23 protein-coding genes and 1 tRNA gene are annotated in these 22,277 nt (G+C 69.8%); 7 read left to right on the plus strand and 17 right to left on the minus strand.

Going from position 1 to position 22,277, the window contains the following annotated elements:
• Positions 1 to 44: 44 nt before the first annotated feature.
• On the minus strand, positions 45 to 842 hold the full coding sequence (locus Psi01_RS23570) for a phosphotransferase enzyme family protein (RefSeq protein ID WP_204066244.1): 798 nt from the start codon (positions 840 to 842) through the stop codon (positions 45 to 47).
• A 262-nt stretch (positions 843 to 1,104) separates the two neighbouring features.
• Complete coding sequence (locus Psi01_RS23575; protein WP_204066245.1) at positions 1,105 to 1,797, minus strand: PadR family transcriptional regulator; 693 nt, start codon at positions 1,795 to 1,797, stop codon at positions 1,105 to 1,107.
• Positions 1,798 to 1,988: 191 nt separating this feature from the next.
• Here Psi01_RS23575 and Psi01_RS23580 point away from each other — a divergent pair.
• Positions 1,989 to 2,062, plus strand: a tRNA-Arg gene (locus Psi01_RS23580).
• Positions 2,063 to 2,129: 67 nt separating this feature from the next.
• Here Psi01_RS23580 and Psi01_RS23585 read toward each other — a convergent pair.
• From Psi01_RS23585 to Psi01_RS23595, 3 genes are all read right to left on the minus strand, one after another.
• Positions 2,130 to 2,822, minus strand: a complete 693-nt coding sequence (locus Psi01_RS23585) for a hypothetical protein (protein WP_204066246.1) — start codon at positions 2,820 to 2,822, stop codon at positions 2,130 to 2,132.
• Positions 2,823 to 3,317: 495 nt separating this feature from the next.
• Entirely contained in the window at positions 3,318 to 3,638 is a 321-nt protein-coding gene (locus Psi01_RS23590) for a hypothetical protein (RefSeq protein ID WP_204066247.1), read from the minus strand.
• 139 nt (positions 3,639 to 3,777) lie between these two features.
• On the minus strand, positions 3,778 to 4,143 hold the full coding sequence (locus Psi01_RS23595; RefSeq protein ID WP_204066248.1) for a hypothetical protein: 366 nt from the start codon (positions 4,141 to 4,143) through the stop codon (positions 3,778 to 3,780).
• Between the two features lie 294 nt (positions 4,144 to 4,437).
• Between Psi01_RS23595 and Psi01_RS23600 the strand changes: the two genes are divergently transcribed.
• On the plus strand, positions 4,438 to 6,834 hold the full coding sequence (locus Psi01_RS23600; protein ID WP_204066249.1) for a DUF4132 domain-containing protein: 2,397 nt from the start codon (positions 4,438 to 4,440) through the stop codon (positions 6,832 to 6,834).
• A gap of 348 nt (positions 6,835 to 7,182) precedes the next feature.
• On the opposite strand, the gene Psi01_RS23605 is transcribed toward Psi01_RS23600, so the two are convergent.
• The 4 genes from Psi01_RS23605 to Psi01_RS23620 all read right to left on the minus strand — a co-directional run bounded on the left by Psi01_RS23605 (position 7,183) and on the right by Psi01_RS23620 (position 10,526).
• Positions 7,183 to 7,740 carry a hypothetical protein gene (locus Psi01_RS23605; protein ID WP_204066250.1) on the minus strand — a complete coding sequence of 186 codons (558 nt, stop codon included), beginning with the start codon at positions 7,738 to 7,740 and terminating at the stop codon, positions 7,183 to 7,185.
• 151 nt (positions 7,741 to 7,891) lie between these two features.
• Positions 7,892 to 8,404, minus strand: coding sequence for an NUDIX hydrolase (locus Psi01_RS23610; protein WP_204066251.1), 513 nt, complete (start codon positions 8,402 to 8,404; stop codon positions 7,892 to 7,894).
• A 183-nt stretch (positions 8,405 to 8,587) separates the two neighbouring features.
• A complete protein-coding gene (locus Psi01_RS23615; protein WP_239127960.1) occupies positions 8,588 to 9,565 on the minus strand; it encodes an alpha/beta hydrolase in 978 nt (325 codons plus the stop codon).
• A gap of 64 nt (positions 9,566 to 9,629) precedes the next feature.
• The gene (locus Psi01_RS23620; RefSeq protein WP_204066253.1) at positions 9,630 to 10,526 is read right to left on the minus strand and encodes an alpha/beta hydrolase; all 897 of its coding nucleotides are present in this window, start codon (positions 10,524 to 10,526) and stop codon (positions 9,630 to 9,632) included.
• Positions 10,527 to 10,638: 112 nt separating this feature from the next.
• Between Psi01_RS23620 and Psi01_RS23625 the strand changes: the two genes are divergently transcribed.
• Positions 10,639 to 11,760, plus strand: a complete 1,122-nt coding sequence (locus Psi01_RS23625) for a helix-turn-helix domain-containing protein (protein ID WP_204066254.1) — start codon at positions 10,639 to 10,641, stop codon at positions 11,758 to 11,760.
• Between the two features lie 58 nt (positions 11,761 to 11,818).
• Here Psi01_RS23625 and Psi01_RS23630 read toward each other — a convergent pair whose 3' ends face one another.
• The 3 genes from Psi01_RS23630 to Psi01_RS23640 all read right to left on the minus strand — a co-directional run bounded on the left by Psi01_RS23630 (position 11,819) and on the right by Psi01_RS23640 (position 14,068).
• Positions 11,819 to 12,466, minus strand: a complete 648-nt coding sequence (locus Psi01_RS23630; protein WP_204066255.1) for a class I SAM-dependent methyltransferase — start codon at positions 12,464 to 12,466, stop codon at positions 11,819 to 11,821.
• Positions 12,467 to 12,574: 108 nt separating this feature from the next.
• On the minus strand, positions 12,575 to 13,039 hold the full coding sequence (locus Psi01_RS23635; RefSeq protein ID WP_204066256.1) for a hypothetical protein: 465 nt from the start codon (positions 13,037 to 13,039) through the stop codon (positions 12,575 to 12,577).
• 105 nt (positions 13,040 to 13,144) lie between these two features.
• The gene (locus Psi01_RS23640) at positions 13,145 to 14,068 is read right to left on the minus strand and encodes a class I SAM-dependent methyltransferase (protein ID WP_204066257.1); all 924 of its coding nucleotides are present in this window, start codon (positions 14,066 to 14,068) and stop codon (positions 13,145 to 13,147) included.
• Positions 14,069 to 14,278: 210 nt separating this feature from the next.
• On the opposite strand from Psi01_RS23640, the gene Psi01_RS23645 reads away from it, so the two are divergent.
• A complete protein-coding gene (locus Psi01_RS23645; protein ID WP_239127961.1) occupies positions 14,279 to 14,926 on the plus strand; it encodes a hypothetical protein in 648 nt (215 codons plus the stop codon).
• A gap of 109 nt (positions 14,927 to 15,035) precedes the next feature.
• Here Psi01_RS23645 and Psi01_RS23650 read toward each other — a convergent pair whose 3' ends face one another.
• The gene (locus Psi01_RS23650) at positions 15,036 to 15,674 is read right to left on the minus strand and encodes a hypothetical protein (protein ID WP_204066258.1); all 639 of its coding nucleotides are present in this window, start codon (positions 15,672 to 15,674) and stop codon (positions 15,036 to 15,038) included.
• 140 nt (positions 15,675 to 15,814) lie between these two features.
• Here Psi01_RS23650 and Psi01_RS23655 point away from each other — a divergent pair, with 140 nt between their 5' ends.
• Both Psi01_RS23655 and Psi01_RS23660 read left to right on the plus strand, forming a co-directional pair.
• Positions 15,815 to 16,639, plus strand: a complete 825-nt coding sequence (locus Psi01_RS23655; protein ID WP_204066259.1) for a TIGR02452 family protein — start codon at positions 15,815 to 15,817, stop codon at positions 16,637 to 16,639.
• Between the two features lie 85 nt (positions 16,640 to 16,724).
• On the plus strand, positions 16,725 to 16,940 hold the full coding sequence (locus Psi01_RS23660; protein ID WP_204066260.1) for a hypothetical protein: 216 nt from the start codon (positions 16,725 to 16,727) through the stop codon (positions 16,938 to 16,940).
• Between the two features lie 417 nt (positions 16,941 to 17,357).
• Here the strand turns inward: Psi01_RS23660 and lgt are convergent, their stop codons facing one another.
• The 3 genes from lgt to Psi01_RS23680 all read right to left on the minus strand — a co-directional run bounded on the left by lgt (position 17,358) and on the right by Psi01_RS23680 (position 19,110).
• Complete coding sequence (lgt, locus tag Psi01_RS23670; protein WP_204066262.1) at positions 17,358 to 18,218, minus strand: prolipoprotein diacylglyceryl transferase; 861 nt, start codon at positions 18,216 to 18,218, stop codon at positions 17,358 to 17,360.
• 65 nt (positions 18,219 to 18,283) lie between these two features.
• Positions 18,284 to 18,757: a MerR family transcriptional regulator gene (locus Psi01_RS23675; protein ID WP_204066263.1), complete on the minus strand. Its 474-nt coding sequence runs from the start codon at positions 18,755 to 18,757 to the stop codon at positions 18,284 to 18,286.
• Positions 18,754 to 19,110, minus strand: coding sequence for a hypothetical protein (locus tag Psi01_RS23680; protein ID WP_204066264.1), 357 nt, complete (start codon positions 19,108 to 19,110; stop codon positions 18,754 to 18,756). Before Psi01_RS23680 ends, Psi01_RS23675 begins: the two co-directional genes overlap by 4 nt.
• Before the next feature lie 213 nt (positions 19,111 to 19,323).
• Here Psi01_RS23680 and Psi01_RS23685 point away from each other — a divergent pair, with 213 nt between their 5' ends.
• Positions 19,324 to 20,745, plus strand: coding sequence for a M20/M25/M40 family metallo-hydrolase (locus Psi01_RS23685; RefSeq protein ID WP_204066265.1), 1,422 nt, complete (start codon positions 19,324 to 19,326; stop codon positions 20,743 to 20,745).
• 60 nt (positions 20,746 to 20,805) lie between these two features.
• Here the strand turns inward: Psi01_RS23685 and Psi01_RS23690 are convergent, their stop codons facing one another.
• A complete protein-coding gene (locus tag Psi01_RS23690; RefSeq protein ID WP_204066266.1) occupies positions 20,806 to 22,152 on the minus strand; it encodes an FG-GAP repeat domain-containing protein in 1,347 nt (448 codons plus the stop codon).
• Between the last annotated feature and the right edge of the window lie 125 nt (positions 22,153 to 22,277).

Consider the following 22,277-nt stretch of genomic DNA (forward strand, 5'->3'; position numbering starts at 1 on the left):
CTGTGAGGCTCCACGCTCCAAAGGCCCGCGCCGGGGCACCGCCGTCAGACGAGATGGGCATGGAGCTCGTCCTGGTGGGCGTCGAGCCAGGCCCCGGCCCGGCGGATGCGGCTGCCGGCCCCCTCGGCCCACATGCGGGCCCAGCCGCCGCCGGAGGCCGCCCTGGCGCGCATGGCGATGTAGGAACGGCTGAATCGCAGGCGGGCCAGGTCGAGCAGGCGACGGCGGTCACGGGGCGCCAGGCCGTACGCGTCACAGAACAGGCGCAGGCGCGGACCCGCCTCCAGCTCGCGCTGGAGCGGGTCGAGGTCCACCGGATCGGCGAGGGGCGCCCAGTGGCGCAGGGTGGTCACGATGTCGAACAGCCGGGTCGTCGGCCGGGCCAGGTCGAAGTCGATCAGGCCGTACGGCAGGCCGTCACGGAAGATCACGTTGTCGAGGTTGACGTCGCAGTGACCCACCAGCTCGGGGGCCTGGTCGTCGTTGGAGCCGTTCTCCCAGATCGCCTGCCGGGGCGGCCGGAAGGAGACGGCGGCGTCGTGGAAGCGCCGCAGCAGCCCGGCGAGGGCGGTCAGGGCCTCGTCGGTCACCGCGTACGGCGGAAGCGGCCGGGCGCCCGACTCGCCCTCGAGATAGGTCAGGATCTCGCGGCCCTGCTCGTCGAACCCCACCACCCGGGGAGCCCCGTCGAACCCCGCCGCCTCCAGATGGCGCAGCAGCGCGTGCACGGACGGCGTGGACGGCCGGGTGGGCCTGCGGACGGTGTCACCGACCCGCACCACCCCATCCGTCACGTCACCCCCTGTCAGGGGGATCTCCTCGTGAACCGTGGTGACGAACATGCCAATTGAGCCTAGACCGACCGGCCTCGTGACTGTGACCGTTTGCAGCAGACCGTTATGCCCTTTATGTGAATTCATGGCTCACGCGTACGTACGGCAGGAGCGCCGGGGAGGGCTGAGGGCGGGAACGGCGGCGACCCCGGTGACCCCGTATCGGTGACCCCGTATCGTGGAACCGCCTTGTAGCGAGGCCGGGTTTCGCCTCCGCGCGAGACCGTCAGGTCCCCGGCGCGGTGTTGCCGCACCCGCCGGGGACCGCCTGTCAGGTGGCCGGCGCCTCAGGGTCGTCGCCACCCGTGGAACCGGCGGAGTTCGCCGCGCCGTAACCGGCCGCCTCCAGACCTGGTGGCTCAAGACCGGCGGAGCACCGTTCGTGCCAGATCCGCCAGTAGTCCAGGCCCTCGAACGCGCCCTCCCGAAGCTCGTCGACCAGCCCCCTCACCCAGTCGAGCTCGGCCCGGCGGAGCATCCTCTTGTACTCCCACTCGATGAGGAGCAACCGGGGCAGCCCCTGCTTCGCCGTGACCTCCCAGAGCGCCTCATCCATGTGCAGCTGCTGCTCCAGCCGGAGCACGCGTTCCTCCAGCAGACGCACCGCCTCCTCTGGCAGCAGCACCGGCAGCAACGACAACCCGGCCTCGAAGGAGGTGTACTCCCTGGCCGGAGTGCTGACCAGCTCACTGAGCCAGTCGAACAGCTCCAGCCTCCCCGGCTCGGTGAGCTCGTAGACCGTCCGCTCCGGCCGCCTGCCCTCCCGGAGCACCCCCACCGCCTCGATCAGCCCGTGCTTCGTCAACCCGTCCACGACCGAGTACAGCGAGCCGTAGTTGAGCTTGATGCTCTCCTCCTTGCGCCGGGCACGCATGGTCGAGGCCATCTCATACGGATGCATCGGCCGCTCGAACAGCAACGCCAGCACCGCCAACGCCAGCGGATTCCCACGCCTGCGCGCCACACGCCACCTCCAGCGATCACCCGTCCCCGAGTATTCGCCGTCATCACGACCTATCGCAATCCTCCCCCGAGACCCCCTACCGCCGAACCGCCCTCACCCGACCCTCGCAAACCCCCCGAACAGTGATCCTCCCGACCCAGAAGGAGAACCCATGCATGAGCACTCCCCGGATCATGCACAATTAGGCAAGAGCGCCCTTAGCTCAGCTGGATAGAGCACCGGACTTCTAATCCGACGGTCGCAGGTTCGAATCCTGCAGGGCGCGCCGCCGAGACCAGGTCATTTGCTCTGTGACCTGGTCTTTTTTCATGCCACCGTTCCATCCCTCCCGTTCAGCCACAGACAGGCGGATGCAGCCGTTCGCGGGACATACGTGGGATGCTCTTGGTCGCGTCCGCCCAGGTCGTCCCGGGAGCTTCGGAGGTCCGCTCGACGATTCGGGGACCGGGAACGCCAGAGGGACCCAGCGACGAACCGGAGCCCTTCATGCCAACCCGGATTACTGCGCTACGCCTACCATCGGCCCTCATGCCGAGACGTCTGTTCGCGGCTTCGACGATCTTCGCGGCTTGTCCCCGAAGCTCGTCGTCGGTTGGCGGCTCTGTACGACACCGCGCTTGCCAGTCCTCTATGAGAATCATGAACTCCGTGACCTCACTCGGATGCCCGCATTCACTCATGGACTCCCAGATCAGAAAGCTCGTACCCTGCGAGATGGGCAATGAGCCCTCTACGATGCCCTGCGCCACGTCACGGGCGACGGCCCAGGGATCACGCTGGACATCGATGGGCGGGAAACCGGCGTCAGTCAGTACTTGGCGAACCAGCGTTTCCACTTCGGACATCGGCCCGATGGAAAGCGTCTGCTCGATCAGGGCCTGAACCGCAGGAGTATCGAGGCCCGCCTCCAGCAGATCGCAAGCCAGCCAGCCGGCCTCCGGTACGGTCCCCTGCAAGCGTCGTTCCAAGAGGAGATCACCCCTCAGCGCAGCCAGACGTTTCCTCAGGTCAGCGGAGAGTTCCACTCCAGCAGTATCCCTGGCCTGGCCATTCACGCTACGAGCGCTCCTTCTGTCCGCACCGCCGCATCGCGCAGGTCGTACGGCCGGGCCGCCGGTGGTGAGGTGACCTGCTCAGGGGCGAAGGCATAGTTTCGAGCCTCCTTACCTGTGGCATCATCGCGATGAGGTCGCCCGCACAGTAAAGGACGGGACCCGGGGTACGGACATGGCCGACAGTATCAACGAGCTTGGTCGTACGTTGATCTACCGGTGTTCAGCCGCCTCGTTCACCCCCCTGACGCCATGGGCCGCTCCGCAGCGGGGTCGGGGACGGCCTGCACGATGCGGCCGATCGCGGTATGAGAGCGGCGGGCCTGCAGGTCGGCTTTTTGCAGGAGATCGGCCATCCGTTCCCGAGAACTTGAACGCAGAGGCGAAGAAAGAGATCATCCGCCGCCCAGGTCAGCATTTCTCCAGCTCAGGTGGCTCGATCTTGAAAGAGTTCCCAAGCTGATGGCTTCAGCCCGCCGAGCGTGACAGCTTCGGGTAGTGCAGGACCTCCACGAACATGATCCGCTCCTCGACGACGTCCAGGATCAGATCACCCTTCCGCGGGGTCAGCGCCACGCATCTGTGCCCCGGACCGTACCCCCCGTCCGGGGGCTCGGCCGTGTAGAAGCTCTGGCAGAAGTCGTCGTCGCATCCGCACTCCTCATAGAACCGGATGTCCCAGGCGGAGACGGCGAGGCCTTCCTCTTCTTCCTCTCTCAGGCACGCGATGAGCTCCGTGATGAGATCGGGAAACAACTCGCGTACGAGCGGCCGCTCGGTCTGGCTCATGCCGCACAGTCTTCCAGTCTTCCTCGGAAGCGTCGGCGAGATCCGGACCATGCACGGAACGCCCTCCCTGGTCAAGGACGAAACGATCCCCGGAGCCCCGGCTCAGAGGACTGAACGAGCCGCATGAAGTCCTCCTCTTTCAATCCGCATGTTGTTGTCCGCCGTCAGGTGGAAGCACGCTGCAAGTGCTGTCGATCTCTCCTGTCGCGATCATGTCCCGCACGGCGTCGATCATCGAGGTGAAGCCCGGCTCACGGATGACGATCAGGTCGGAGCACCGGAAGTACCGGCCGCCGAGGTTCTCGCCCGTGCTCTTCCAGCGGTCCATGACCCTACCGACGACATCGAGGGTCATGAAGGTGGCGTAACGACGAGTGCCGTCCGGAAGGGTGACGGTCGCGTCGGCCTCCTCGGCACTCTCGGGTTCCTGCCCCTCCCATCGAGGGATCAGCATCTCGAAGCCGGGCTCGCTGACCCGATAGAAAGGGCCGTCGATCTCGATCATGCGGCTCACTCTGCCTACGGTGCCGAGGTACTGCAACAGAGGCACGCAACCGCCCACCTCCACACCCATCCAGCACGATTCAGAGCCGGCATGCGGCGGATTGTCGGTGCCCGTTGGTAGCTATGGCCCGTCACGTTGACCGACCGACGACGATGGAGCCCCCCATGGCCACGGCCACCTTCAGAGACGAGAGCGCCACCGCCAGGTGCTCAGTTGAGACCGCCCTTCCCGCTCGGCCCGACGCCGGCCCGGCGCGCAAACTCGTCCGCCTCGTGTCGCGGGCCGGAGACTGACATGGGCGTCCTCGACGACTTTCCCAAGTCCCAGAGCTACATACTCAACTACCGCATGACGGGGCTGCCGCGCGAGCTGTTCGCCCTGTACGACGCGGGCAGGCGGCCTGGCGCCGACGAGGCCGGGCGCAGGGCGTTCGGCATATGGGCGCAACTGCGGCTCAGCCTGGGCGACGAGGGCGGCCATGAGTACCCCGAAGAGGTGCTCCGGTTGGCACGTGAGGTGGCCGATGGCGACATCCCCTGGACGTTCGAGGACACGCGTGTCCTGTGGGAGATCGCCGACGCGCTGTCGAGTTGCGGTCACACCGGGCACGCCGAGCTGTACCGGATTCCGCTGGCCGCCATCGCGGTGCTCGGATACTCCGAGCGCCGTCAGATCCTTGGTGACGCGCCGCCGTGGCACCCGGCCCACCGCAGCCCGGGCCGGGCCGCGTTACGCAAGGACTTGGAGCGCGTCCTGACCGAGCCCCCGGAGCACGGGGCGGCCGGGGTCGTGCGCAGCCTGGTCTGGGACGGCGACCCCATCGCTCGTGCCATGGCAGGGCGATACGCCGCCCGGCTGACTCACCCCGCCGTTCTGCCCCTGCTGAAACACTGGTGCAAGACCAAGGCCAACAGCCCCAGCGAAGCCTGGCTCGCCAAGGTCCGCACGCTGCTCACCGACGACGGCGTGACGGTGCTTCGCGAGCTCCTCTCCCGTGTGGCCACCCACCGCGAGAACCGCGAGCCCGGCGGCAGGATCTTCCTCGCCCGCCGCACCGCCCTCCCGCTGCGCGGCATGGTGTGGACCTGCGAGGTGATCGACGCGCCCTGGGTGTCCACGCTGCTCGGTGACGTCGCCATCAACTGCGGCATCGGGCGCAACGGCACCGGCGGCGCCGCCGTCTGCCGCGACGAGAGACTGGCCAACGCCGCACTGAATGTGCTGGCCAAGCGGGGTGGCCTCGACACGGTGGGCGTGCTCGCGCGCGTGCGAGCCAGGCTGCGCAGACCGGCCCTGCTGGCGAAGGCGTCCGATGCCCTCGACGCGGTGGCCGTACAAGAGGGGCTGAGCCACGAACAGCTCGTCGACCGGACGGTCCCGGCCTTCGGACTCGGCCCCGACGGGGCCCGGGAGGAGCGAGTCGGCGACTGCGTCGTCCGGCTCGACGTCGACGGGCCGGTGCTGCGGTTCGTCAACGCGGCCGGGCGCGTCGTCAGGTCCGCACCCCAGTCCATCCGCAAGGATCCGGTGCTCGCCGATCTCAAGGCCACGCTGAAAGACCTCAAACGCACGCAGGCCGCCGAGCGGCTGCGCCTGGAGCAGATGCTCATCGTCGAACGCGAGCTGTCCTGGCAGGAGGCCGGACAGTACTTCTTCGACCATCCGGTCACCGGCCCATGCACCCGCGCCCTCATCTGGCGGCTCCCCGACGGGTTCGCCGGGCTGCCGGTCAGGGACGGCGGCGGATGGGCACTGGCCGACGCGGGCGGCAGATCCGTGCGTCCAGGTGCCGACACGCCTGTCCGGTTGTGGCACCCGATCCTGGAGAGCGCCGAGGGGGTGCGCGGCTGGCGCGACCACCTGCTGGAGCGGGGGATCAGACAGCCGTTCAAGCAGGCGTTCCGCGAGGTCTACCTGCTCACCCCGGCCGAGGAGCGCACCCGCACCCACTCCGACCGTTTCAAGGGCCACTTCGTACGCTACGGGCAGGCCAAGGCGCTGCTGGAGCAGCGCGGCTGGAGCGGGCTGTCGATCGGCCACTGGGACTACGAGGGCGGCGGCGACGTGGGCGCGGCCGCCAAGACGCTCGCCGGCTGGCAGGCGAGCTGGGGCATGCAGGTCGCCTCCGATCTCCACGAGGACGACTACGGTACGGCTTCCCGCGCCGTCACCGACGCGATCCGGTTCCGCCACGCGGATGTCCCCGGCGACGCGCCGCTCACCGAAGTGCCGCCGCTGGTGTTCTCGGAACTGCTGCGCGACGCCGACCTCGCCGTCGGGGTCGGGTCCCTGGGGCTCGACCAGCAGGCGGCGGCCGGGCATGACGGTTACTGGCGGTCGTACGGGTTCGGCGAGCTGAGCGAGACCGCTCGCACGCGGCGTGACGTGCTGGCCCGGCTGCTGCCCCGACTGAAGATCGCCGACCGGGTGGAGCTGACCGACCGGTTCCTGCGCGTGCGCGGGCGACTGCGCGCCTACCGGATCCATCTGGGGTCGGGCAACATCCTGATGGAGCCGAACGACGCCTACCTGTGCATCGTCCCCGCCCGCGACCACTCCGCCTCATCGGTGTTCCTGCCGTTCGAGGAGGACGGCGGAATGCTGTCGGTCATCTTGTCGAAGGCGTTCCTGCTGGCGGACGACACCAGGATCAGCGATCCCAGCATCACCCGCCAGCTTGCCGCCATCTAGGGTCTGTACGGAGTCAACGTCAGAGGGAACTGCCTGCGCTTCGCTCTGCGAGCCTGGTAGGCCCGCGCCATGGCACGTGGTGACCTCACTGACGAGGAATGGCCGTTGATCGGGCCGCGCTTGCCGTTGGGTGAGCGTGGCCCGATTCCGGATCTGCGGCCCCGCCGCCGGAACGGTTGTGGACGGCGAGCCGGCCGCCGCGTTGGAGAAAGCCGTCGGACAGGAAAAGGGCTGCGCATGTGCCGGGATGACGGGGGACCGAGCGCAAGCCGTACCCCAGCGAACTGCTGGACGAGATATCCGCCCACTGGTGCACGGCGCGAGTGGCGGCCCGGACTCCCGCCGCCGTCATGGCCAGTACGGCAGGGCCTGCTCCGCCGCGTGGACGATGGCGCTTCCGTCGAGTGCGGTGGCGGTGGTGTCGATGCCCAGGCTCTGCCACTCGACGACGAACTCGAAGGGGCCGGGCGGCGGGAGGGGCCAGAGCCACAGCCGCCGATCGCCCTCGTAGAAGCGGTCGTCATAGGAGGATCCACCGCTGGCTTCGACGAGCATCGGCGGCTGCGGCCGGTCGGTGGGATGCCCCCAGCCGTGAAAGGCGTTGTCGACCGTCGTGGCCGTGGAGCCGTCAGGAAAGCGGACGCCGAACTTCAGGCCGGTGTCGGTCGCGGTGAGGTCGGGACCTGCACCGTAGCCTCCGTAGCTTTCGCACACGCCTCGCCAGGCCGCCGTATCCAGGGAACCCCGCCGCACGGCCAGATGCAGGAAGAGGCTGCAGCCCTCGGGGAAGGCGATGACGTGCTGCAGCGCCAGGACCGCGTGATCACTCCTGGCGACGAACTGCTGGATCGGCGCTGAATGGCCCAGGATGTCGCTGGGCGGTCCCTGCCAGGCAGCGGCGTTCATGCACCCCACGATAGCCAAGGGAGAACGGATGTGCGGGCGGGCAGGCCAAGCGGTCACAGGAGACCATCCGCTCTCTCCCGGCTCGTCCGGCGGATGGCCCACAGCCTGATCACGAAGCTCTCGCCGCGCTGTCTCGCGGCTCTATACCTGCTCAGGCCCGGGAGCCGGATGAAGTCTCATGTGCCTTCAAGTAGCGGCGAAGCGCCTCCTGACCGTCCGGAACGAATCGGCGCCGCTGCATGGCTTCGTCCAGCTCCGCTCTCGTCATCCAGCCCACCCAGCTCATCGCCCGGGGGTCGGGTACGACATCACCGGTGATGACCGCTTCGTGGACTCCCAGCCAGTACGAGCCGATCTGGCCATGGCACAGGAACTTGACCATCTCGTGCACCGGGACGGAGACACCCAGCTCCTCTTCGAGTTCTCGCCTGGCCGCCGCCTGGTAGGACTCCCCGACGGTCACCGCCCCGCCGAAGCTCACTTCGTGGTAGCCGGGAAACCTGGAGAGCCCTGCAGCGCGCCGGGACACCAGGAACCTTCCCCGCTCATCACGGCAGACGGTGGCCGCGACACGGTGCAGCCAGCCATGACGGATCGCGTCGTCCCGGCTGACGACGCCCAGCACCCGGTCCTGATCATCAACGCGTTCCACGAGTTCGATCACGGGTGACACGATCCCAGCCTCCGGAGCCGAACTCGAACTCTGGGTGCCTTCTCCACAGCGCGACCGCGGCGAGGCCCGGCACGCCAAGAGGGCGGCGATCACGGTGAGGCCCGTTCCGGCGTGCATCATCGCCGGCGGCAGCCTTCGCTCCGTCGCCGTCATGGCATGGGTCCTTCCGTCTGTTCAGTCGGTGATGAGGGTTTCGCGCAGGAACTCGAGGACCTCCGCACGCGCGGCCTTCGCCTGCGGCACCACGCCCGGCGTGCTGAGGAACGCGTGCGTCGCCCCCGGGTACTCGGTCAGCCGCGCGGACGTCCCGGCCGCCCGCAGCCGTTCGGCGTAGCAGCGGCCGTGATCGGCCACCGGGTCGAGAGTCGGCACCACCACGAGCGCCGGGGCCAGCCCGTCCAGGTCGTCGGCGTACAGCGGCGACATGACGCGCGCGTCCGCTCCCGGCGGGACGGCGAGCCGCCGGAACAGGCGCATCTGCGCCATGGTGAGGGTCGGGCTGTCGGCGTACCGGCGCATCGAAGGGTGCTCGAACCCCGCCGCGGTCAGGTCGACGGCCGGATTGACCAGCACCTGCGCCCGCAGGGGCGGGCCGGAGCGCCTGGCCCGGATCGCGGCCAGGGCGGCTACCACGGAACCGGTGCTTTCTCCGAAGACGGCGATCCGTTCCGGGTCCACGCCCCACTGCGCGGCATGCCGTTCCACGTGCAGGAGCACGTCCCAGCCGTCGGCGACGGCGGCGGAGAGCGGGGTGTCCGGGTCGAGGAGGCGATGCTCGACCGAGACGACGACCGCGGGCAGCCGCGCGGCGACATGGCTGTTCACCCAGTCGCTCTGCACCGCCGTACCCACGAACCCGCCGCCGTGTACGTGGATCACCAGCGGCAGCCCGGCGCTCCCGTTGCGCGGCCGGTACACGCGGACCTTCAGCCTTCGACCGGGCAGCGCCACCTCCCGCCACTCGATGACGGCGCCCCGATCCGGGAACCCGGTGATCAGTCGTGCCATCGGGGACGACCGCTTGCGGTTCACCGCCTCGCGAAGGGTGACCAGTTCCCCGGCCGTCATCGCCTCCCAGTCCGGCTCCTTCTGTACGGCACGCATCAAGCGGATGCCCAGCGGCGGCCGCTGCACGCGGGCGACGTCACTCATGTCCCTCTCCTCGGTCATAGGTAGTCAGCGGGCGGCCCGGCCTGCAGTCCGCCAGGTCAGCAGGTCAGCAGGTCAGGGCACGGCGCAGCACGTGGGCGAGTTCGGCCACCTGCCGCTGCGACACCTCGGCGGACTGGATCGCGTGCGACCCGTGAAAGGTCCCGGCCCACTGACGCAGTTCCACCGACACCCCCGCCCGCAGCAGGCGCAGGGCGTACTCGACGTCCTCGTCACGGTTGGGGTCGAACTCCGCGGTGGCGACGTAGGCCGCCGGCAGGCCGGACAGGTCCTCCGCCCGTGCCGGCGCGGCATACGGCGTGGCGGGCGCGGAGCCCAGGTAGTACCGCCAGGCCGTGGCGACGCGGTCCCGGGTCGACCAGGGCGTACCGGTGAAGTTCCGCTGCGACCAGGTCCGCTGCCGGTCGTCGAGCGCGGCCTCGCTCAGCAGCTGGAAGCGGATCGGCGGCCCCTGCTCGTCCCGCGCCCGCAACGCGACCGCGGCTGCGAGGTTCCCGCCGCTGCTGTGCCCGCCGACGGCGATCCGCCCGGGATCGATGCCGAGTTCGGCCGCGTGCCCGGCCGTCCAGGCAAGCACGGCGTAGACGTCGTCCAGGGCGGCCGGGTACCGGTGCTCGGGCGCACGGCGGTAGTCCACCGAGATCACCAGCACGCCGGAGCCGGCTGCCAGCCGGGCGGCCCACACGTGCTCGGTGTCCAGGTCCCCGAAGATCCATCCCCCGCCGTGCATCCAGACGACCGCTCCCCGGGCCTGCCGCGGGCGGTAGATCCGCACCGGAACGTCCGGGTCGGCCGGCACCACGCGGTCCTCGATCTCCAGGCCCGTGGTGTCCGGCGCCGGTCTCGCCTTCGCCCGCTCGGTGAAATCCGCACGTGACGCCGCCGGGTCGCTCAGGTCGATCTGCGGGAGAAAGGGGACGAACGCTTCCAACTCGGGATCCATGCCGGCCATCCTCCCCGTCGTACTCCTCCAAGCTCGACCGCCATCCGTCGCGTACCCGCGGCGGATCACGCACCGACCGGTGCGGCCTCCGTCCCGGCCTTAACCTGGGGCCATGGAAGCCTTGGCCGACCGGCTGTCAGAGCTGGACTCGCACGTACAGGGCATCGCCCGCGTCGTCGCGTTCTACGACACGCTGATGCGCCGCCGGGTGGACCTGCCGGCACTCGCCCGTGCCTCGGCCGGTCTGGCCGAGTGCGTGGCCGGGATCCGGCTCCACGACACGGGACGGGCCATCCGCATGGCCCCCGACGGCAGGCAGGCCGCCGCCTCGCCGTCACCGGCGTCCAGTACGGCCTCCATCGTCCTCGACGAGGAGGAGATCGGCACAGTCTGGCTGGAACGCCCCGGCCCGCCCGGGCCTTTCGACGAGGTGCTGCTGGACCGCCTCGCCATCGCCGCCGCGGCGGTCTCCGAACGGTACGGCCCGGCCCGCACCACCATGGCCGACCCCGCCCTCGTCGAACTCGCGATCAGCACCGACACCGACCAGGCAGCCCGCGCCCGTGCCCTGCGGCTCCTGGGCTTCCCCGCGGGCCGACCCGTCACCGTGGTCGCCGTCCACGCGAACCCCTCACCCGACAGCCCTTCACCCGCCACTCCCTCACCCGACCGGGTCACCGGCCGCCCGGAGCTCCCACCCGGCCCTGCGAGGCTGCCGCTCGACAGGATCGCCCATCTGATCTGCCCGGACCGCCCGGTGAAGGCCGCCTCGCTCGCCGGCGCGGGCGTGATCCTGGCCACCGCCACGGACGGGACCCGCTTCCCGGCAGGCGTACGCGCGGGCATCGCCACAGCCGACAGCCCGGACCACTCCTGGCACCAGGCCCGCACCGCGCTCCGCTTCACCACCCCGCGCCGGCCGGTGATCCACTACGGCGACCTGGGCGCCCTGGCCCTCCTGGCCGACGTCCCCCAGGAGGTCGCCCGCGGCAACCGCGACGTGGCCGCCGTCGCCCGGCTGGCCGACGCCCCGGAAGACCTGGACACCCTGGACGCCTACTGCTCCACCGGTTCGCTCCGCCAGGCCGCCGACCTCCTCCACCTGCACCACAGCAGCATCTCCCGCCGCGTCACCCAGATCGGCAGAACGCTGGGCATCGACCTCACCGACCCCGTCGGCCTGACCCGGGCCCGGCTCGCCCTCGCCACCTGGCGCCTGCTCAAGCAGACCTGAGGTCACCCTCTCTGATCAGGACTTACGAGCGACGCGAACAAACCCGGGCAGCCCCTTCCTAGGCTTTGCGGGTGAGCAGGTGGACCTCCTTGAACTGCCGCCGGTCGGTGGGCTGGGGCTCGCGGACCACCCGGGCCACCTCGGGCAACCCGGACCGGCGCAGCATCGCGGCGAGGTGGTCGGGCCACCACCGATAGGCCGGCGCGACCGCGTGATCGAAGATCTGCGTCGGGTGGGACGGGTCCTCACTCGCCGAGAAGCCGATCAGAAGGTGGCCGCCGGGTGCCAGCACACGATGGAACTCCGCCAGGATGACGGGGAGCTCCTGCGGCGGAGTGTGGATGATGGACCAACGTGAGAGTACGCCGCCCAGCACGCCGTCGGCGATGTCCAACGCGGTCATCGAGCCCACCTCGAACCGCAGGCCCGGATAGGCCTGCCGAGCCAGCTCGATCATCACAGGAGAGGCGTCGACCCCGAACGCCGCCAGCCCCAGCTCGTCCAGATAGGCGGTGACATGGCCGGGCCCACATCCCAGGTCCGCTACCTGACCGTTCCCACTCGCGCTCACGGCCTCGGCGAAGACGCCCATGATCGCGCGATCCAGGGGACTGTCACGCAGTACGTCGCGGAAGAGCTGCGTGTAGGCGTGGGCGGCGGCATCGTAAGCCTCGATGGTGGCACTGAGGACATCCTGTTCGACCATGCTCGCGACAGTAGTACCGGGCCCCGGGGCGAACCCAGAGAATCGCGATCTTCCTTCCCGTCCGTTCACCCGTGCCGGCGCCGGTGCGGAGAACTCACCGGGATGCACTCAGACGGCCTCACCCAGCTGTTCGGCCAGCCGCTCCAGGCCACCCTTGATGAGCCGCCCGTACTCGTCGTCGCCGAGTGCGCCGATCCGGGCCCGCGCCTGCCGGAAGTGCTCACGGGCGCGGTCGAGATCACCCAGCTTGCGATAGCACTCGCTCACGTTGAGGTGCAACGACGGATACAGGCCGGCCACCGAAAGCGGCACCCCGGCCTGCGCCACCCGCTCGTCGGTGACCAGATCGGCGGCGGCGAGCGCCCGCAGGTCCCACATCAGTTCCTGGTGCACGTCGTCCTGCACATCGGCCATCGAATGGGCGAGGACGCAGACGTGCAACGGGTCGCCTTGCTCGCCTCCGATGTCGTCCCAGATCTGCGCGAACAAGTCGCGGGCCGCTCCGCGCTGACCTTGCTGGTGGTGCAACTCCACCCCCTGGCCGATCCGGGTCATCGTCGGGTCGGTGATCATTGGTGATGTACTCCGATCGTGGTGAAGCCGGTTGGACGTTCGGACAGAGCGTTTCGTATTCGGCGGGGCCGGGCGATTTCAACAGGGTCGGGGATTTCAACGAGGTCAGGCGATGAGCAGGCGAAGGCCGAGCTCGGCTGCTTCCAGAGCGATGAGGTCGCGGTTGCGTTCGGTCCACCGGCCTGATTCGAGGTCATCACGCAGGCTGCGCACTGCCCGCTGCTCGGCCTGCGGCCCGACTCTGGCCCACACCGACAATCCGCGACGTACCCGATCATCCAGATACGCCTCGGGCCGGCGCCAGTAGGCCTCGAAGAAGCCGTCGGCGCAGTCCCACGGAATGAGGACCGGCTCCGCTCGGGCTCCGATCGCGCCGGCCAGCTCACCCAGCGAGGGCCGGCCGACCAGGAGACCGGCGACCTCGGGCAGGTAGTCGCGGGTGAGCCAGAACCGATGACGCCAGCCGGTGTCGCTGCCGTCGAAGGTGAACACCACCACACGGCGGGCCACCCGCCGCATCTCGCGCAGTCCGGCGATCGGGTCCTGCCAGTGATGAACGGTGCTGACAGCCATCGCGGCGTCGAAGGACCGGTCCTCGAACGGGAGGCTCTCCGCGGTGGCGGCCACGCACGGCGCCGCGTCCGCGGGACGCTGCGCCCGCATGAGCGCCGACGGCTCCACCGCGGTGACGTCGCGGTCGGGGGGCTCGTAGGAGCCGGTGCCGGCGCCGACGTTCAACACTGTCCGCGCGTCGCCGAGCGCGGCCCAGATCCGGGCGGCGATCCGCGGCTCGGTGCGCCGCGTCACGGTGTACGTGGCTCCGATGGTGTCGTACAGCTGCGCGCCGGACATGTCGCCGCCTTTCTGACCGGGCCGTTGCCGTACCACGCACGCCGTTGCCGTACCACGCACCTGGGCCGGGTCGCTGCGCTTGATCCTCGGTGCTCCCGCCTCGACGCTGTGATGATCGTCGCTGCCCGCCCCGGGGTCAAGATCGTTGCCCCTCGGCTCCGCCTGCGGCGCGGACATAATCGATGAGGGAAACTCCGGCACGGCATCGAACCGATGGCCGTCCGGCGGCGTCCAACGAGATCACGGCGTCGAAGGGATTCTTGTGATCATCCGGTTGAACGGCATCTTCGCGGCAGGTGACCGTGTCACCCCAGACGGGCCCTTCGCCGGGCGACCGGGACCGCGCATGACGCAGGCTGTCCCGGCAGCCGTGAGCGTGCCCGTGGCGTGGTGATCCGCAGACGCGCCTCACGCTCCGCGCAGCGGATCGACGTGGCCCGCCTTCCCGAAGACGTCGTGGCGCTCATCGACGCCCTCGGGCCCGGGGAGAACCTGGTCATCACGCGTGACGGCGCGTCGATCGCGACGGTCTCCAGCACCGTCGACGTGGTCCGGGGTGCCGTCGTCGACCGCGACGCGTCAGACGAGACGAACGATCAAAAGCCGGCCGACTACGACGGTGTGACGGTCGTGGCCACCGCGATGAAGCTGTCGACCGCGGCCCGGGTGGCGCTGTCGAACCAGCTCGGGACGGACTACGTGGTGCTCGATATGCACGCGGCTCCCACGACGGCCGATGTGCTGCTGGTGCCTCCATGCAGCCCGCAGCTGATTGCAGCGCTCCGGTCGACGTTTCCGAAGGCTCGCGTCGTCGTCACCGAAATCGAGGACCACGAGCTGGGAGTCCAGTACTCCGGCCCGGTCCGCCGGCTGCTCGACGCCGGAGCCGAGGCGTACCTGCCTCCGGCGAGCCTCCCGCTCCTGGCCAGGCAGCTTGACTACACGCTGACCCACGGGCGCGAGATCACCGGCGGGGCCGCTGCACGATTGCCGATCGCACCGGCCGTGGAGCCGCCAGATCCAGACGGCGAATGACCCCGCGTCTCTTCACTCGACAAGCGCTCGGCAGGCGCTCGACAAGCGCTCGGCAGGCGCTCAGCGACTCCGGATGCACCGCATGTGCCGTGAGCGGGCGCGTCCACCGCTAACCGGCCTCGGAAGACAGTTCACCCACCGGCGCGACCGTGTGCGTCCCGCCACCGGTACAGCGCCACACGGCGATCTCGTCTTCCAGCCCGGCGCTCAGGCCTCGGTTGTGCACCGGACAGACGGGCCACGCCTTCCAGATCACTTCCATGACCACTTCCTGGGCGGCGTCGGCCACGGACCAGAGCACCTCCTGGACGTCGCCCCCGGGCCCGAGGCCGTTGCCCTGGCAGATGCCCTCGAACTCCACCCGCGCCAGGCCCATGGTGTCCCAGTCGGGCAGGACCATCCGGAGCGTCCCGGTGATCCCGGTGGCGCGGACGTCGCGCTCCACGATCTTCAGTGCCTCCTCCAGCGGCGCCAGCAGACCCGGTTCCAGAGCGAAGCCCGGTTTGAAGCCGATCTCACCGAGAAGGGCCTCGCCCAGCCGGGCCAGGTCGGCGGCCGTCAGCTCGGCGGCGGGGCGTTCGAGGAGTTCCCGCGTGACAGCGGTGGACACATTCCGCTCCTCCATCAGGCAGGCCAGCTCGACGAGGGGTCCGGCGTCGAGGCCACCGTCGCGCAACGCCTTGTAGATGCGGACGCTCAACTCCTCGACGGCCCGGTTGAGCTCATCGACCTGCCTGTAGGGACGCATGCCGCAGTGTCCCCCGCCTCCCGGATCCCGGCAAACTCGCCGCTCCTGCACCACACCGCCCGAGGCCCGGAGCGTCCGCTTCGGAGGTGCGGGAACAAATGCCTCGCGGCGGGAGCCGTCCGGGTGTCACGATGCGGATCATGAGTACCCGGCTGCGCGCGATCGCACAGGACACGGTCGCCATCGTCGAACGCGGTGGTTACACCTCGCCGGACGGCGGGTGGGTGGGTTTCGCGGACGACGTGGCGCATGCCGTGGCGAACACCCGGCTCCACCTTCCCGGGGAGGATCTCGGCACGGCCCGGGACGATGCGGAGGCCGGGCCTGCGATGCCGGGCCTCATCGAGGTCACGAATGAGTCCACCCTGCAGGCGGCCCGGGCCATGGCCGGTGACGGTACCGATCTGGCCTGTCTGGTCTTCGCCTCGGCGAAGAATCCCGGCGGCGGGTTCCTCAACGGCGCCCAGGCACAGGAGGAGAGCCTGGCCAGGGCATCGGCGTTGTACGCCTGTCTCACCGCTGTCCCGCAGTTCTACGACTACCACCGCGCGCAGGGCGACCTGCGGTACAGCGATCGGGTCGTCTACTCGCCCGGGGTGCCGGTCTTCCGCGACGACAGGGGCCGCATGCTGGACGAGCCGTACCGCGTGGCCTTCCTGACCGCGGCCGCGCCCAACGCGGGGGCCATCGCGCGCAACCAGCCGCAGCTGGCGGGCGCCGTACCGGCCGCGCTGTGGGAGAGGACCGTCCGCGTGCTCGACGTCGCCGAGGCCCACGGCCATCGCCGGCTGGTGCTCGGGGCGTGGGGGTGCGGGGTGTTCGGCAACGATCCCGGCCTGGTCGCCGAGACGTTCGCCCGGGCGCTGGCCACACGGACCCGTTTCGACCACGTCCGCTTCGCCGTACTGGACCGGCAGCCCGATACGCCGACCTACAGCGCGTTCGCCCGCGTCTTCTCCGGCTGAGCGAACGGCAGAGGGGAACCGCTATGCCCTGCCGGGGAGAGCGTCCTTCCTCACGGGTCTCCGTACGGCGATCAGCCCGATGACCATGACCAGCCCATACGCCAGGAAGGGCCAGCCGTACAGCCTGCGGGGCGCCCACCCGTCAGAGATCGTCGCCACTCCCACCAGGAGAACGGCCGCGGTCGACCCCCAGCCCACGACCCGACCCGGCGGACGAGTCCGCCTGTGCGCCAGCAGAAGCGTCAGGATCACAGCCGTGACGATCCCAGGCCAGCTCATCAGGATGTACGCCCAGCCGTAGGCGAGCTCGCCGTGACTCTGTCCGATGATCGCGTCCTTCGCAGCTCAGGAGCCTGCTTTCAGCGGTATCCCGGATGGACGGGGGGCGATCGCCGGTCAGGGACGCACCACAGTGCAGCAGCCCGTTGGTTCCGGGCTTTGAGTTGCCGTACGCGGCCGACCCTCTATTTCGAAAAGGCGGCGGCTGTCACCCGTATTCGTCCACGTCCGACTCGGCGCCGACGGAGAGCAGCCACCAGCCGGACGATCATCTCATCCACCGTCAGTCCCCGCTCACGGCACGCGATCCTCCAAGCGTGCGCAACGGGACGTGGCGGATCCGCCATCCGGCTGCCTCGCACCGTGACCTCATCCGGCTCCAGCCCGCCCGCGGACGCGGAAGCCTCGGTCAGAGACTTCGGCCACACCGGGACGGGGATCACTTCACCCCGGCGGGGACCCGTTCGGCGCCCAGGGACTCCTCGGAGTCCTTGTTCCGGGTCAGATAGACATAGGCCAACGCGCCCAGGAACAGGACGATCGACGTCCACTGGTTCAGCCGCATCCCGAGGATCTCGTTGGCCGGGTCGACGCGCAGGCCCTCGATCCAGAAGCGGCCCGCCGTATAGCCCGCCACGTACAGGGCGAAGAGCCGGCCGTGCCGCAGCGTGAAACGCCGACCGGCCCAGATCAGCAACAGCCCCAGAGCCAGGCTCCACAGCGACTCGTACAGGAACGTGGGGTGGTAGGTGGAAACGCCCGGTACGGTGCCCGGACGGCCGGCCTCGATCTCCAGTCCCCACGGCAGGTCGGTCGGGCCGCCGAACAGCTCCTGGTTGAAGTAGTTGCACCACCGGCCGATGGCCTGACCGATGGCGATGGCCGGAGCCACGGCGTCGGCGACCGCGCTCACGGCGATGCCCCGGCGGCGGCAGGCGATCCACACGCCCACCCCGCCCAGGGCGACTGCGCCCCAGACGCCCAGACCGCGCCAGCCGGGTCCGGAGTCGCTCCAGATCAGGATCGTGTCGATCGGCCGGTAGGGGGCGTCAGGCCCGAAGTACAGCTGCCAGTCGGTGATGACGTGGTACAGCCGCGCGCCCACGATGCCGAACGGGATTCCCCACACCGCCAGGTCCATCATGGTTCCCGGCGCCCCGCCGCGGGCCCGCCAGCGGCGCTCGGCGATGATGACGGCCGCCACGATACCGAGCATGATGCAGACCGTGTAACCGCGGATGGGCAGCGGTCCCAGATACCAGACCCCCTCGGAGGGGCTGGGAATGCTGGCAAGCGACATGGCAGGCAATCTAGTGCCGCCTTCCGGGCGTGCACATCCCACCAAAGTCCATATTTTTCAGGCTTTCACCGCCCTGACGGCAGCGAACCCCGGCGGCGGACGGCGGCACGTGCTCCTCCTTCGGCCAGTTCGGTGAACGGCAGTGGGCAGCAGGGGCTGGTCGCGCAGGCCGCCAGATCGTCGCATCCGGCCGCCACCGCCTGGAGCAACGTCTCCCGGATCGTCCGGAGATCGGTGATCTTCTGCTCCACCTCGGCCAGCTTGGCGGCGGCGCGTGCCTGCAGTCCGCCGTCGGACCGGCCGCGACGGTGCCCGCCCGCCTCGACCAGGTCGGCCACCTCGTCGAGGGTGAAGCCCAGGCGTTGCGCCGCCTTGATCATGCGCAGGGCGGCCACGGTCTCCGGCGGGTACAGCCGGTGCCCGCCGTTGCTGCGCTGCGGTTCCCGCAACAGGCCGCGCCGGTGGTAGTAACGCAGCGTCTGCGCGTTGACGCCCGCGGCCTCGGCGACCTCTCCGGTCCGCAGCCACCCGCCGGTCATGACGCCGCTCCGGGCGCCGTCCCGGACACCGCCCCGGGCGCCGCCGCGCCCGCCCGGGCGGCCAGCCCGTCGAGCACCCTCACGTGAACCTCCGGCACCTCGACGTCCACGGCCAGGCTCTCACCGCCGGGAGTGAGGGTGAAGGTGAAGAACGAGCAACAACCGCTCTCCCGGGCCGTCAGATCCCGAGTGGTCTCCTCCACCCGGCTGCCGCCGTCGAGGATCAGCCGCAGGTGCGTCGGGGCCACCCGTTCCAGCCTGCGCAGCGACGAGGCGAACAGCGTGTCGAACTCCGCCAGCCGCAACGGCCGGTCCTCGGTCGGCAGGGTGCATTCCGCCGGTGCCCACTCCATGGGCCCTCCCTGGTGCCACGGCCACCCGTCCCTGATGCGAGCGGCCCCACTCCTCGACGGTAAGCCTGTACCCGGGTACAGAATGCAAGCCCCGAGCCGGCTCCGCGCTATCCGATTCTTGAATCGGGCGTATCACCGAAAAGGGCTCGAAGTGTGTGAACTCGGGGGCAGAGGGGAGAGTGGCCGGACGGGAAGAACCTCGGGGGTCTGACGATGATTCATCCAGCCGCTTCGCCGGTACGCGCGTTTCTCGACGACCACAGCGACCGTTTTCTCGACGAGCTCGCGGCCTGGGTTCGCATCCCGTCGGTCTCGGCCGTGGCCGAGCATGAGGCCGACCTGGTCCGTTCGGCCCGCTGGCTTGCGGCGTGCCTGAGCGAGAGCGGTTTCCCCCGGGTGGAGGAGCTGGACGCCGGAGGGCCGCCGGCGGTCTTCGCCCACTGGCCGTGTGAGGATCCCGGGGCGCCGACCGTGCTGGTCTACTCCCATCACGATGTGCGCGCCGTCAAGGACGAGGAGTGGGAGGAGACCTCCCCCTTCGAGCCCGTCCGGCGCCTGGGGCACGTCTACGGACGGGGCACCTCCGACGCCAAGGGGCAGTTGTTGTGCCATGTCTGGGCGCTGCGCGCCCATCTGGCGGTCACCGGCCGCCGCTGCCCGGCGGTCGACCTCAAGCTGCTCGTCGAAGGTGAGGAGGAGATCGGCTCGCCCCACCTGGCCGACCTGCTCAAGCAGCACGCCGAACTGCTGGCCGCCGACGTGGTCATCCTCACCGACACGATGACGTGGTCGGTGCAGGAGGCGGCGGTCTGTACGGCGGTGCGGGGCATGGTCAGCGCCCACCTGGAGGTCCGCGGGCCGCTCCGCGACGTGCACAGCGGGTTGGTCTCCGGCGCCGCGCCCAACCCGTTGACCGAACTGTGCCGCCTGATCGGCCGGCTGCACGACGAACACGGCCGGATCACTCTTCCCGGCTTCTACGACACGGTGACCCGGCCCACCGACGAGCAGCGGGCGCGACTCGCCGAGATCCCCTTCGACCCCGACGACTGGATCCGGCGCACCCAGACCCGCGCGATCTGCGGCGAGGAAGGGTACAGCGTGCTGGAACGCGTCTGGATGCGTCCCAGTGTCGAGGTGGACGCGCTGATCGGCGGTGACCCCGAGGGCACCTCACGGGGCGTCATCCCCGCGGTGGCCTCGGCCGACCTGATCTTCCACACCGTCCCCGGCCAGCGCGTCGAGCAGGTCGAGCAGCAGCTGCGGCAGTGGGTCACCGACCACATCGGCGACCATGTCGACTACGAGCTCACCTTCTCTCCCACCAACAGCGAGCCGTACGCGACCCCGCCGGACCATCCCGCGCTGGCCGTACTGGAACAGGCCCTGGCCCGTACGGTGAACCGGCCCGCCCACCGGATGCGCAACGGCGGCAACGCCCCGGCCGAACTGCTGTCGCAGACCCTGGACGCGCCGGTGCTGTTCTTCGGCACCGGCCTGCCCGAGGACCACTGGCACGACTCCGATGAGAAGGCCGACGTGCAAGCGCTGCTCAACGGGGCGGAGACCCTCGCCCACCTGCTGGCCGACCTGCCGCGGGCGATGGAAGACGACGGCGGGGATCCGCCCGGGTGAGGTTCCCGGGCGGATCCCCGCCTGGAAGCGGCCGGTCGGGCCACGTCCGGGAGCAATCGGTCAGGCCGCGCCGCCGCCCTTGATCTTCTTGATCTTCTTGAGGTTCTTCTTCTGCTTGACCGTCAGCTTCACCTTCGCCTTGGGCTTCACGGTCGGCTCGGGCTTCGGCTTCACGGCGGGCTTGACGGCCGGCTTCGGCGCGGCCGGGGTGGTCGGCGCAGAAGCGGCGGTGCAGGTGTTCAGCAGCACCGAGATCGTGTCGGTCTCGTAGCTCGTCGTCACGATGTCGATCTTGCCGTCGCGGTTGAAGTCGCCGGTCATGGGCGCGGACGGGGCGCTGCCCACGGTGTGCTCGACGCCCGCGGCGAAGGTGCCGTCACCCTTGCCGGCCATCACGATGACGCTGCCGCCCCAGTCGGCGACCAGCAGGTCGAGCTTGCCGTCACCGGTGACATCCCTCAGGCTGCTGGCGCCGACGGGCGCGGCCTGCTGGAGGGCCGGCCGGAAACCGCCGCCGGGGGCGCCGAGCAGGACCCCGATGTCCGAGCCGGAGAAGAGTCCCGCGACCAGGTCGCTGCGGTTGTCGGCGTTGAGGTCGCCCGAGGTGACCAGGAAGGGACTGGTTCCCGCATCGAGCGGACCGGCCGGGGTGAGGGCGCCGGTGCCGTTGCCGGTCAGCAGCTGAAGGCTGGAGACGCCGCTGATGTCGTAGTTGGCGTAGGCCACGTCCACATGACCGTCCCCGGTGAAGTCTCCGGTCGTGATGTGCAGATTGGTCGCGGAGGGCCTGACGGAGGGGAGGCGGGTGAAGGCGCCGTCACCGTGGCCCCGCAGTACCCCGACGAGACCTGTGGTGACCTCGTTGCCGGAGTAGATCAGATCGAGGTGACCGTCGGCGTCGATGTCGTCGGCGACCACTTCGCCGGCGCCGTAACCCACCAGGTAGCTCACGGGGGCCTGGAAGGTGCCGTCACCGTTGCCGTGCAGCACCGCGATCGTGCCGGGGAGATTGTTGGCCACGGCCAGATCCGTGTCGCCGTCGTGGTCGAAGTCGGCCGAGACGACCTTGGAAGGAGACGATCCCCCGGAGAGAAGTGTGCTGTCCGGGGTGAAGGTGCCGTCACCGTTGCCGAGCAGCACCGTCAGCGTATTGGCCTGGGAGTTGCCCGCGACCACGTCGAGGTTGCCGTCGCCGTCGAAGTCGGCCACGGTGACCGTCTGAGGCTGATCGCCGACGGGATAGCCGGTGTAGGGGGCGAAGCTCGCCGTGGCGCAGGCGGCGACGGGGGCGGCCTGGGCCGGAGCGGCCACGGTGGCCAGGCCGCCGCAGGCGAGAGCGGCCGCGGCGAGCAGGGAGACGGTACGACGACGGGTGGCCGAACCGGTCCGAACACGATGGGAGTTCAAAACAGCTCCTCCATGAGCGCAACCACCTGCCGCGGGGCCCTTCCTGGGCGCGATGAGCACGGCAGGCGCAGATGCTCCCTCATCGGAGGAGAAAAATGATTTATGAGTGTTTGGTGTGAAAGGTG

This window comes from Paraplanobispora siamensis (assembly GCF_016863175.1).
GTDB lineage: Bacteria > Actinomycetota > Actinomycetes > Streptosporangiales > Streptosporangiaceae > Planobispora > Planobispora siamensis.

Coding starts and splice junctions, on each gene's coding strand:
- Psi01_RS23595 (WP_204066248.1), bottom strand. CDS start 4,143: ATGATCGAGATCGACGGCCCTTTCTATCGGGTCAGCGAGCCCGGCTTC.
- Psi01_RS23650 (WP_204066258.1), bottom strand. CDS start 15,674: ATGCGTCCCTACAGGCAGGTCGATGAGCTCAACCGGGCCGTCGAGGAG.
- Psi01_RS23620 (WP_204066253.1), bottom strand. CDS start 10,526: ATGGATCCCGAGTTGGAAGCGTTCGTCCCCTTTCTCCCGCAGATCGAC.
- Psi01_RS23615 (WP_239127960.1), bottom strand. CDS start 9,565: ATGAGTGACGTCGCCCGCGTGCAGCGGCCGCCGCTGGGCATCCGCTTG.
- Psi01_RS23680 (WP_204066264.1), bottom strand. CDS start 19,110: ATGGAGTGGGCACCGGCGGAATGCACCCTGCCGACCGAGGACCGGCCG.
- Psi01_RS23635 (WP_204066256.1), bottom strand. CDS start 13,039: ATGATCACCGACCCGACGATGACCCGGATCGGCCAGGGGGTGGAGTTG.
- Psi01_RS23590 (WP_204066247.1), bottom strand. CDS start 3,638: ATGAGCCAGACCGAGCGGCCGCTCGTACGCGAGTTGTTTCCCGATCTC.
- Psi01_RS23625 (WP_204066254.1), top strand. CDS start 10,639: ATGGAAGCCTTGGCCGACCGGCTGTCAGAGCTGGACTCGCACGTACAG.
- Psi01_RS23600 (WP_204066249.1), top strand. CDS start 4,438: ATGGGCGTCCTCGACGACTTTCCCAAGTCCCAGAGCTACATACTCAAC.
- lgt (WP_204066262.1), bottom strand. CDS start 18,218: ATGTCGCTTGCCAGCATTCCCAGCCCCTCCGAGGGGGTCTGGTATCTG.
- Psi01_RS23660 (WP_204066260.1), top strand. CDS start 16,725: ATGACCAGCCCATACGCCAGGAAGGGCCAGCCGTACAGCCTGCGGGGC.
- Psi01_RS23640 (WP_204066257.1), bottom strand. CDS start 14,068: ATGTCCGCGCCGCAGGCGGAGCCGAGGGGCAACGATCTTGACCCCGGG.
- Psi01_RS23630 (WP_204066255.1), bottom strand. CDS start 12,466: ATGGTCGAACAGGATGTCCTCAGTGCCACCATCGAGGCTTACGATGCC.
- Psi01_RS23675 (WP_204066263.1), bottom strand. CDS start 18,757: ATGACCGGCGGGTGGCTGCGGACCGGAGAGGTCGCCGAGGCCGCGGGC.
- Psi01_RS23605 (WP_204066250.1), bottom strand. CDS start 7,740: ATGAACGCCGCTGCCTGGCAGGGACCGCCCAGCGACATCCTGGGCCAT.
- Psi01_RS23570 (WP_204066244.1), bottom strand. CDS start 842: ATGTTCGTCACCACGGTTCACGAGGAGATCCCCCTGACAGGGGGTGAC.
- Psi01_RS23655 (WP_204066259.1), top strand. CDS start 15,815: ATGAGTACCCGGCTGCGCGCGATCGCACAGGACACGGTCGCCATCGTC.
- Psi01_RS23685 (WP_204066265.1), top strand. CDS start 19,324: ATGATTCATCCAGCCGCTTCGCCGGTACGCGCGTTTCTCGACGACCAC.